The following is a 9775-nucleotide window of genomic DNA, read 5'->3' as shown; positions in this document are numbered from 1 at the left end:
CCTCCACCCCCGTGGGCCACACCTGCCAGGAAAGCACGAAGGTCGTCCAACGCGTTCTGGTCAGAAAAGTTGACACCAATGTGCTCGTGATATATATTTTGTGGGTCATAGCATGCGGTTCATAAACCTTCCTCTACCTGTGCCAGCATTCATGCCGATGGCCTAGCCAACGATTTGTGTATCGGTGAATAAAGGGACCATTCTCAGGACCTTGACCATTCGTGATATCATCGACCTCCGGGAGGAGAACTATGTCACTGCGTCTACTGCTCGGTCCCATGCGAGTGCCCTTCCTGATCCTGGCGCCGGCCTGCGCCGCAGTCGGCATCGCCACCGCCTTCTGGCAAACCCGCTCCCTGAATGGATGGCACGTCCTGCTGGTACTGCTGGGTGCGCTGTTCGCCCACATCAGCACCAATTCCTTTAACGAGTATTTCGACTTCCGCAGTGGATTGGATGCCCGCACCCGCCCCACCCCCTTCAGCGGCGGAAGCGGCACACTGCCGGCCAATCCTTCCCTGGAGCGCTACGCCCTCTGGCTGTCCATTATCACCCTGCTTCTGACCGCGGGCGTCGGCATCTACTTCGTCTGGCAAGCGGGATGGGAACTGCTTCCGCTGGGCCTGCTGGGGTTGCTGTTAGTGGTAAGCTATACCGCGTGGTGGACGTACGATCCCATCCGCTGTCTGATCGCTCCCGGGCTGGGATTCGGGATATTGATGGTGATGGGCAGTCATTTCGCCCTTTCGGGCCGCTACAGTTTGATCGCTTTCGCCGCTTCCCTGGTGCCCACGTTCCTGGTCAGCAACCTACTCCTGCTCAATCAGTTCCCCGACGTCGAGGCGGATCAGTCCATTGGCCGCCGGCATTTTCCCATCACCATCGGCCGGCAGGCCAGCAGCCGGCTGTACGGCCTGCTCCTCATCCTGGCCTACGCCACCATCATCATTAGCACTCTGGCGGGGCTCTTCCCTTGGACCAGTCTCCTAGCTCTGCTCACGGCCATTCCCGCCTGGCAGGCCTACCGCCTGGCGGCGCGCCACGCGGAATCCATCCCCGAGCTTCTGCCGGCCATGGGACTCAATGTCATCGTCACCGTCGGCACGCCGTTCCTGCTGGCGCTGGGCTTTTTCCTGGCCACCGTCCTGGGGCTTCACTGACCACCCACGCACTGCGGCGCGCCGGCCGGACTATTCCCGCAGGTGCCGGCGCGCCTGCTCCACCAGGTCTATCCCGACCATCTCCCCCCAGGCCGTCAGCAGACGCCGCGTGATGGGACCTGGCCGGCCATCCCCGATGACTATTTTGTTGATGCGGGTAATGGGCATGATGCAGTAGCCCGTGGAAGTGAAAAAGGCCTCATCCGCGGTCAGGGCATGATAGGCCTGCAGAGGGCACTCATGCGCCGGAATGCCCAGCCTGCCGGCCAGCTCCAGCACCGTCGCCCGCGTGATGCCGGCCAAGACACCGTCGGCCGGCGGCGTGTACAGCGCGCCGTCCTTCACCACGAACACATTGCCGCTCTTGTTCTCCGTCAGATTGCCGTGAATATCCAGGATGAGCGACCAGGCCTCCGGGTCCACCATGCGCGCCTCGAACTCCGCCAGCACGAGGTGCATGCGCGAGCCGGTCTTCAGTTTCGGGTCCAGGCACTGCGGGGGCAGGTGGCGCGACGGCGGGATGACCGCATGCACGCCCTGCTCATACCCTCGCGCAAAGGCCGCGAAGGGGAGCGGCCGGCAGAAGATGATGATGGTCGGCCGGCGCTCTTCCGCGGACGCAGGAAGGTAATACTGCACATTGTTCACAAACCGGCCGCGCGTGATGTACAAGTACAACCAGACGTCATCCTCCAGCAGAGGTCGATTGGCCTCCAGCGTCATCATCACGGCTTGGCGCAGTTCCTGCCGGCTCATGCCAGGGTCGATCCGGGCATAGGTCAGCGAGCGCCACAGCCGGTCGAGATGCGGTTCCAGATGGAACGGCACAAAACGAAAGGTGCGCACCGCCTCATACACTGAATCGCCGAGCAGGAACCCGCCGTCATGGATCGAGATCGTGGCTTGGCTGTCCGGCACCAGCTCGCCGTTGCGGTAGACCAACAGTTCGGACATGGCGCGCCTCCTTACCAGGCCGGCCGGCCCCAATACCGCACCAGCGGCATATCGGCCATGGTCAGGAAGCCGGCCGGTGCGCGGAGCACCTGCGGGATGGCGTTGATGACCACCGCGGCGGTGGCTGTATCCCCGTGGATGCCGGCGATATGTGCCTCAATGCGGCCGCCGGCGCCCATATCCAGCAGGATGTGATCGCCTGGCTCGGGCGCATGCACCGCCATATCCAGCATCAGCACCACCCGGAGCGCATCCCCTTCCAATCCCAGCGCTACCTGATGGATGCCGGCGACGGAGCCGGCCGGTACGGACAGATACGGCGTCTCAGCGTTCTCCGATGCGGCGATAGGCTCCAGCGTCTCCTCGATCCGTTCCAGCCGCCAGCCCAGGCCGTACGCGATGAGGGCGGCCGATTCCGCCAGGCCGACATGCCCGACGCGGCCGGCAGACCGCTCGGCCTCGAACTCCTCCAGCGTGAGGCCGGCGCCGATCTTGTGCTGAAGGGGAAGCCGGCGGGCGGCGGCGTCCACCACACGATGCACCTGCACCCGCTCCAGCCGCATGCAGGGCGCGCTCAGTGCCAAAGCCAGGGTGTCCATGATGAAGCCGGGGTTGATGCCGGTGCCCAGCAGGGTCACTTTTTGCCGGCGGGCCAGCTCGTCCAGCCCCGCGTGCACCTCCGGATGGCGCCAGCCAGGAAAAGCCGCCTCCTCGCAGGTGGTGATGACATGGGCGCCGGCGGACAGGATGTCGGCGAGCTGTCCGGCCACCGCCGGCAGGGAGGAGGCGGTCGAATGGATCACCACATCCGGCCGGGTCTCGGCCAGCAGAGCCGGCGCGTCATCCCGCACCCGTATCCCAAGCGGTTCGGGCAGGCCGGCGACCTCCGCCACATCGCGGCCGGCCTTCCCTGGGTCAATATCCACTGCCCCTACCAACCGCACGCCAGGCCTGGTCAGCAACTGCCGCACGCACTCGCACCCGATAGGCCCCAGGCCGTACTGCACCACACGCAGTTCCGTCATCGCGCATCCCCTCCAGGAAAGTTCCGCTTGTGAACACGTTCATAGGTTATCACCCGGCACAACCTCTGTCAACCTGAAAGGGCGCCTGTGCCGGCCGCCCGATATCCCCATACACCGATGAGCCGGCGCAAAGTGCCCGGAAAATTTGTCAACCTATGTAACATTGGGTATAATTGTAAATTGGCATTGCTCCCACGCGAGCAGGAGGACAATACGAGTGATCGCACTGAAAACCCAGACACCAAGCTACTGGCAGGAATCATTTTCCATCTCTGAGGACGACCTGGCCTATCTGCGCCAGTATATCATTGATCACGGCAGCCCTGTCCCCCTTCAGGACCTGGTGCTGAACCTGATCAAAGCGCGCTGTCAGGATGAAATCAACGCCATCCGACACGAGCTGTCCCGCGGGCCGCTTTACCAGCCGAAGGACAGCTATCAGGTTGGGCAAACGCTCATTTTCCCGGCCCTGCAGTTCGCCGTCGGCACGGTCGTGGGCACCCGGCCGGGATATGATCCCAGCCACGGCCATTTCGAGGTCATCCAGGTGCGCTTCGAGCACAGTGGGGAACAGCGCGAGTTTGCCTCGAAGCTCACCACGCCCCATGCTCTGAACCGCCCCGACGGGGAAAACGGCCTTGCCTTCCTTCAGGAAGCGGTCTCGGCGGAAGAAATCGCCAAGAAATTCGGGGACGTAGTCGCCCAGCGCCTGCTGGAGGTCCTCCAGCGCCCCGATTCGGGCTTCATCCAGTATCAGGGGCAGTGGCTGGTCAAGGAAATGCTCCCCGAGATCCATATTGGGCATCTCAACCTGGCGGAAGCGGTCATTGATGTCGCCGGCCAGCCCATGACCCCGCGCCAGATCCTGGCCGAGCTGGACCTGCCCAAGGAAATCCCGCTCCCCATCCAAGAGTTCGCGCTCAACGCCCAACTTTCCCAAGACGAGCGCTTCGACGACGTGGGTTGGGACGGCACGGTGCTGTGGTTCCTGCGTCGGCTGGAGCCGGACATCATCGTCAACCCGCCGGCACGCCTCCAGCTCCTCCAGGAACCTTACGACCGACAGTCCATCCTGCCCGAGCTTGTCGCCGTCGCCAAAGATATTGACTTCGAGCCGGACCAGCTCGCGGCGCGAGGCCTGGAATCCATGGTCTACAAAGCCCACATTGTGCTCACCTACCCGCACTGGCGCTCGGGCACCCTGCCCCTCTCTCCCCAGCTCGCCGCCATGCTGCCGAAGGGCTCATACCAGCACAGCCGCATGGAATTCATTGACGGCAAGCTGGGCGAGACCATTGTGGGCTGGGTGCACCATGAGATGGGCTTCATCGCCGGCCTGGAGCGCTGGTACCAGGATAACCAGATCGTCCCCGGCGCCTTCATCCGCCTGGAACGGATGAAAAAGCCCGGCGTACTGCTGGTGGATTTCGAACAGCGGCGCATGCGCAGGGAATGGGTGCGCGTCGCCACTATTGAAGATGGCCGCATCGTCTTCTCCATGCAGAAACTGCCCATCGCCTGCCAGTATGACGAAGATATGGCGGTCAGCCATGCGGACGCCCGCGTGCTGGACGAATTTGTCGAACAGATCGTTGCCGAGCGCCGGCCGCTGGCCCGCCTCCTGCGCGAGATCATGCCCGAGCTGGTGAAGCTCAACCCATCCGGCGCCGTGCACGCCAAGACCATTTACAGCGCCGTGAACCTGTTCCGCCGCACTCCTGCCGGCCCAGTCTTCGCCCTGCTGTCCACCGATCCCCATTGCGTCTATGTGGGCAATGGGATGTGGACCTATGACCCGACGCGCACGCGAGGATGATCATGCTCAGCGGCGCGACAGTCTCACAGCCATACGCCCGGCCGGCCGCATCGATGCCGGCAGGCTCCCGGAACCCGACAGAACAAAGGATACGCTCGATGGCCAAGTGGACCCGACCTACCCTGGATACCAAATTCCATATCGATATGGACTGGTGGGAACAGGAACAGCTTGACTTCCGCCTGTACCTCCACCATCAGCTCTGTCCGGAACACCGCAAGAGCTACCCCGACTATCACCGCACCGAGCTGGTGGACTGGGTCGATCCGGTCACGGCAGAGGTCAAGCGAGTGGACGCGCTGTGGCAGGCCCTGCTGTCCTGCTGTAGCAAACGCCCGGATTACTTATCCGACTCGACGCCGCTCATCACGGCCATTTTCCGTGTCTTCCTGGCCAACAACAACACGCCGATGACACCGGTGGAGCTGGCGCAGGCCATTGGCCGCGCCCAGCCGGAAGTCATCCTGCATCTTCTGACGCGCGGCAAGATTTACCGCGGCATCAAGCCCGTCCCTCCCGAATAATATGCCTGCGCCGGCGCTTTGCACTAATCCGCCGGAGCTTCAGCCGGCCATATCACTTATCAAGAAGGGGAAAGCAACGGCGCTCTCCCCTTCTTCACATTTTGCAAGGAGGCAAACGAATGGTCATGTTCAACAATTCCCTCTCCCACGAGATCGCCGCTATCGGGGAGGACCATGTCAGCGGCGCAACCGCTCTGGCACTGCGCGCCGCCGAGGTATTGTCCTCTTTCATCACCATCGCCCGCGATTGGCCGCTCCGCCGCCAGCGGGAGGGGCTTTTCACGCTCTGCGATCAGCTCTTCCAGGCCCAGCCGAACATGGCCCCCATCATCAACCTGTGCAGTGCGGCCATGGAAGCCGGCCAGCGTAATTTCCGCCAGCCCGGGGAATGGGCCGGCGAGGTCAGCAAGGTCGTCGAAAACTTCCACCGACAATTACTGCGCTCCAACTCCGCGATCGCCGAACTGACCCTGCCCAAACTGTCCCGCACCCCGAATTCCCTGCGCGTGCTCACCCATTCGGCCAGCAGTTCCGTCGAGGAGGCCCTCCTCCTTGCCCACCGTCATGGGCTGAAACTGTCCGTCATCTGCACCGAAACCCGCCCCATGTTGGAAGGGCGGGACATGGCTGAGCGGCTGGCCGGCGCCGGCCTGGACGTCACCCTCATTGTGGACGCCGGCATCGCCCTGGCCGTGCAGGAGAGCGACATCTGCCTCGTCGGCGCAGATGCCATCGGCCTTGGCGGGGTCGTCAACAAGCTCGGCACCTGGAGCATGGCGCTGGCGGCGCGCGAGACCGGCGTCCCCATCTACGTGCTGTGCAGCACCCTGAAATTCTGGCCGGCGGCGGCCGGCAAAGGCCCCCGCCTGGAACGCTATGACCTGCATGACGCGCGCGAGGTATATGACGGCCTGGCGCCCCTGCGGGTGCACAACCGTTACTTTGAGTATACGCCGCTGGATTGGTTCACGGCGTTCCTGACCGATGCCGGCGAAATGCGCCGCACCGACGTGACCAAATACCTGCGCCAGATGCCCTACTTCGACGCCGGCCTATTCCCCGCCTCAGGAGAGAACAACCATGAGCGTCACCACTGAGATCATCGCCATTGGCAACGAACTGCTCATCGGGGATGTGCAGGACACCAACACCCACTGGCTCTGCCAGCGCATCACGGGTCTGGGCGGCATTGTCCTGCGCGCCACCCTGATCCGCGATGACCCGCAGGTCATCGGGGAAGTCCTCCTGCAGGCCCTTCAGCGCGGCACGCGGGTCATCTTCACCACAGGCGGGTTAGGCCCCACCGCGGACGACCTGACCCTTTCCGCCATGGCGGCCGCGCTCGGCCGGCCGCTGGAGGAACACCCCGAGGCCCTGCGCATGGTGCAAGAGACCTATGCCCGCCTGGCACAGGCCGGCTATGTCGCCCACGCCGAGCTGACGCCGGAGCGGCGCAAGATGGCCATCCTGCCGGCAGGTGCCCAGCCCCTCTACAACCCAGTGGGGGCCGCACCAGGGGTGCTCCTGCGCGAGGGCGATACCATCATTATCACCCTGCCCGGCGTGCCGGCGGAACTGCAGGGCATCTTCGAACAATCGCTGACGCCGATCCTGCGGGAGCTGTACGGACAGGGCTACTACGCGGAGCGGGTGCTGATCGTGGACTGCGGGGACGAGTCCTCGCTGGCGCCGGCGGTGGATGCCGTCCAGCGCGCGCACCCGGAGGTGTATGTCAAATCCCGCGCCAAGGCGTACGGGCCGGGCGTGCGCCTGAAAATCACTCTGAGCGCGCGCGGCGATGCGCGGGATGAGGTCGAGAGCAGGCTTTCCCAGGCGCTGGAGGAACTCCAACGCCGGCTGGAAGCCCTGCACATCCCCATCGTTCAGATCTCGTGAGCTGGCCGGCGCGCCAATGCCCTCGCCAGGCCGGCCAGCAGGCCGGCCCCCCAGCATACATGCATGATGACGAACACCATCGGAAGCAGAACCGCCGGCCGGCCCTTCCAGGGCCACCCAAGCTGTACGGAAAAGCCCAGGTTCACCAGGGCATAAATGCCTAATAGGGCGAGGAGCCATGCCGGCCGGCCGAGCGCCGCGGCCAGCGCGGACAGCACAAAACCTACGGTGCCTATCAGCGCCGCAGTATGCCGCCGGCTGATGGACGCCGGATGCAGGACCATGACCTGCCCCTTCCAATATCCATAGCGGGCGTACTGCCGCGCCAGCGCGGCCAGCGTGCGGCGGGTATAGGTGCGGGAGCGAATGTGCGGATCGAACCAGACCAACCGGCCGGCACGACGCAGGCGGAAATGCAGTTCGTAATCCTCATTGGCGCCGAGGGAGGCGTTGTACAGGCCGATCTCCAGCAAATCCCGCCGGCGGAAAGACCCCAGATACACCGTATCCACCGCCCCGGCTTGCCGGGCGTGGCGAAAGGGCGCGCCGCCCATGCTGAACGGGGAACGCAGTGCGAGAGCGACCGCCTGGCCGGCGATAGTTTCGCCGACCGGGGAGATGGAGCCGCCGGCACTGCCGACCTGTGGATCGCCCCTCAGATGCGCGACACAGCGCGACACATAGTCCGGGGCGATAATGGTGTGCCCATCCACCCGCACGATGTATTCGCCGCGGGCCGCGGTGATGGCCGCATTCAGGCCGGCAGAGGCGCGCCGGCGCGGGTTCTCCACCAACCGCACCCGCCCATCCCGCGCCGCATATTCTTGCACGATCTCCCGGCTGGCGTCCGTGGAGCCACCATCCGCCGCGATGACCTCGATGCGGTCTGCGGGATAGTCCTGGTGGAGCACAGCCTCCAGGCATTGGCGCAGATGCCGCTCCTCATTCAGTACAGGGATGACAACGCTTACCAGCGGGAGCCGGTCGTCCTGCATGGCGCTCACGGGGCCTCCTGCAGGAGGGAATCAATGGCCTGCAAATCTTCGGGCAGCGCGGGGTTCGCCGGCGCGATCCGCATCGCCTCCGCCAATACCCGGCGCGCCTCGAGCAGTGCGGTGTGCCGGGGCGCCGGGTCTACCTCATACGTCGCCCACTCCCGATAGACCGCGCTCAGCCGGCGCGCCCATTCCACCTGTCTCGGCTCCGCCTTCCAGGCGGCCGCCAGCATGCGCGCCGCTTCCCCCAGGGCGGCCGCGCGTGCCTCAGGATCCGCCGTCAGCCGGCCGACCGCGATCCAGCGCTGTGCCCAGATGTCATACGCCAGCGCATCATACGGCGGGAACCTCACCGCGATCTGCAACACCCTGTCCGCCCGCTCCCCATCCCCCGCCAGCAGTGCCCGTCGGCCAGCGGCAAGGTACGCGTCTCCAGCCGCCGGCCAGCCGGCACCCACCAGGCCCACTATCAGGAGGACCGCTCCCGCCAGCCGCCAGGGCACAGCCCGCGCCGGCCCAATTGCCCTTTGCCCGCTCCGGTTCAGCACCGCCGCGGTAATAATTATACATGCCAGCATGCCGGCTGTCCCAGCCAGTATCTGTCCGCGCGGGTCGCCGCCGGCGGCGCGCACCCCGACGCCGGCGATCACCGCCGGCAGAAGGGAAAGGACCACCGCCTCCCCCCAGGAACGCGCCGGCATATTCCACGCATATACTGCCATACCCGACAGCCACATCACCGCCACCAACGGCAGGAGGTCCAACCATCCCTCCTCCCCTACCGCGACCAGCACCGCCGTCAGGCCGGCCCCTGTCAGCGCCGGCAGTGCCAGCCCGTACGCCGGCGTCCCCTCATCCTGCCCCTCCGAGGTGCCGGCCAGCAGGACGCCCAGCAGAACATACGCCAGCACGGACACGCCCGCCGTCCCGAACCCCACCATCAGGTCCACGCAGTGGCCCACCAGCGCCGCGAGCACGGCGATAACCGCCATTTCCCCAGTTCCGATAGGACGATGGGAGGGTGTACCCCCTATGGCCGCGGCGCAGCCGACCGAGACACCGCCGGCAGTGGCGATGCCGATGGCGGCCGGCCAGTACGCCGGCGGCAGGCGCCATGCCAAACCCATCGCCAGGACAACCGCCGCTCCCATTGCCCCGACCACGACCCCCCTGCTCCAGCGTGCACGCGACGCCAGCGCCCGCAGGCCGGCTATCACGCCCCCCGCTCCGAGGGCCGCCCAACAGACCAGGCCGGCGGCTCCCTCTGTGAGCAGGATATCCAGCAGGACGTTGTGCGCCCGATCCAGCAGAAGGGGCGCGGGATCCCCCACCGTAGGAGCACGGTACGTCAGATAATTCGGCAGGACCAGCCCCTGCACATCCGTGCCATATCCGAGGGCCAACC

Annotated in this window: 9 protein-coding genes; 5 read left to right on the top strand and 4 right to left on the bottom strand. The window is 65.2% G+C overall.

The window, feature by feature from the left end:
* Nucleotides 1–278: 278 nt before the first annotated feature.
* A complete protein-coding gene (locus tag H5T60_07490) occupies nucleotides 279–1160 on the top strand; it encodes a prenyltransferase (protein ID MBC7242274.1) in 882 nt (293 codons plus the stop codon).
* A 30-nt stretch (nucleotides 1161–1190) separates the two neighbouring features.
* Here the strand turns inward: H5T60_07490 and H5T60_07485 are convergent, their stop codons facing one another.
* Together H5T60_07485 and H5T60_07480 are read right to left on the bottom strand one after the other, a co-directional pair.
* Entirely contained in the window at nucleotides 1191–2114 is a 924-nt protein-coding gene (locus H5T60_07485) for an aminotransferase class IV (GenBank protein MBC7242273.1), read from the bottom strand.
* 11 nt (nucleotides 2115–2125) lie between these two features.
* On the bottom strand, nucleotides 2126–3139 hold the full coding sequence (locus H5T60_07480; protein MBC7242272.1) for a dihydrodipicolinate reductase: 1014 nt from the start codon (nucleotides 3137–3139) through the stop codon (nucleotides 2126–2128).
* A gap of 217 nt (nucleotides 3140–3356) precedes the next feature.
* Between H5T60_07480 and H5T60_07475 the strand changes: the two genes are divergently transcribed.
* The 4 genes from H5T60_07475 to H5T60_07460 all read left to right on the top strand — a co-directional run bounded on the left by H5T60_07475 (nucleotide 3357) and on the right by H5T60_07460 (nucleotide 7375).
* Nucleotides 3357–4955, top strand: a complete 1599-nt coding sequence (locus H5T60_07475; GenBank protein MBC7242271.1) for a hypothetical protein — start codon at nucleotides 3357–3359, stop codon at nucleotides 4953–4955.
* Nucleotides 4956–5053: 98 nt separating this feature from the next.
* Nucleotides 5054–5479 (top strand): hypothetical protein, encoded by a 426-nt coding sequence (locus H5T60_07470; GenBank protein MBC7242270.1) that lies wholly within the window; start codon nucleotides 5054–5056, stop codon nucleotides 5477–5479.
* 119 nt (nucleotides 5480–5598) lie between these two features.
* On the top strand, nucleotides 5599–6576 hold the full coding sequence (locus H5T60_07465; GenBank protein ID MBC7242269.1) for a hypothetical protein: 978 nt from the start codon (nucleotides 5599–5601) through the stop codon (nucleotides 6574–6576).
* A complete protein-coding gene (locus H5T60_07460; protein ID MBC7242268.1) occupies nucleotides 6560–7375 on the top strand; it encodes a competence/damage-inducible protein A in 816 nt (271 codons plus the stop codon). Before H5T60_07465 ends, H5T60_07460 begins: the two co-directional genes overlap by 17 nt.
* On the opposite strand, the gene H5T60_07455 is transcribed toward H5T60_07460, so the two are convergent.
* Both H5T60_07455 and H5T60_07450 read right to left on the bottom strand, forming a co-directional pair.
* Nucleotides 7363–8379, bottom strand: a complete 1017-nt coding sequence (locus H5T60_07455; protein ID MBC7242267.1) for a glycosyltransferase family 2 protein — start codon at nucleotides 8377–8379, stop codon at nucleotides 7363–7365. The two genes, H5T60_07460 and H5T60_07455, sit on opposite strands and share 13 nt — an antisense overlap.
* Nucleotides 8376–9775: hypothetical protein (locus H5T60_07450; GenBank protein ID MBC7242266.1), on the bottom strand; the 1400-nt coding region annotated here is incomplete at its 5' end. The genes H5T60_07455 and H5T60_07450, both read right to left, overlap by 4 nt.

It is taken from the genome of Anaerolineae bacterium, assembly GCA_014360855.1.
GTDB lineage: Bacteria > Chloroflexota > Anaerolineae > JACIWP01 > JACIWP01 > JACIWP01.
The sequence above is the reverse complement of the archived record's forward strand: the minus strand, read 5'-3'. Positions and strand labels throughout refer to the sequence as shown.

Coding starts and splice junctions, on each gene's coding strand:
- H5T60_07490 (MBC7242274.1), top strand. CDS start 279: ATGCGAGTGCCCTTCCTGATCCTGGCGCCGGCCTGCGCCGCAGTCGGC.
- H5T60_07485 (MBC7242273.1), bottom strand. CDS start 2,114: ATGTCCGAACTGTTGGTCTACCGCAACGGCGAGCTGGTGCCGGACAGC.
- H5T60_07480 (MBC7242272.1), bottom strand. CDS start 3,139: ATGACGGAACTGCGTGTGGTGCAGTACGGCCTGGGGCCTATCGGGTGC.
- H5T60_07470 (MBC7242270.1), top strand. CDS start 5,054: ATGGCCAAGTGGACCCGACCTACCCTGGATACCAAATTCCATATCGAT.
- H5T60_07465 (MBC7242269.1), top strand. CDS start 5,599: ATGGTCATGTTCAACAATTCCCTCTCCCACGAGATCGCCGCTATCGGG.
- H5T60_07460 (MBC7242268.1), top strand. CDS start 6,560: ATGAGCGTCACCACTGAGATCATCGCCATTGGCAACGAACTGCTCATC.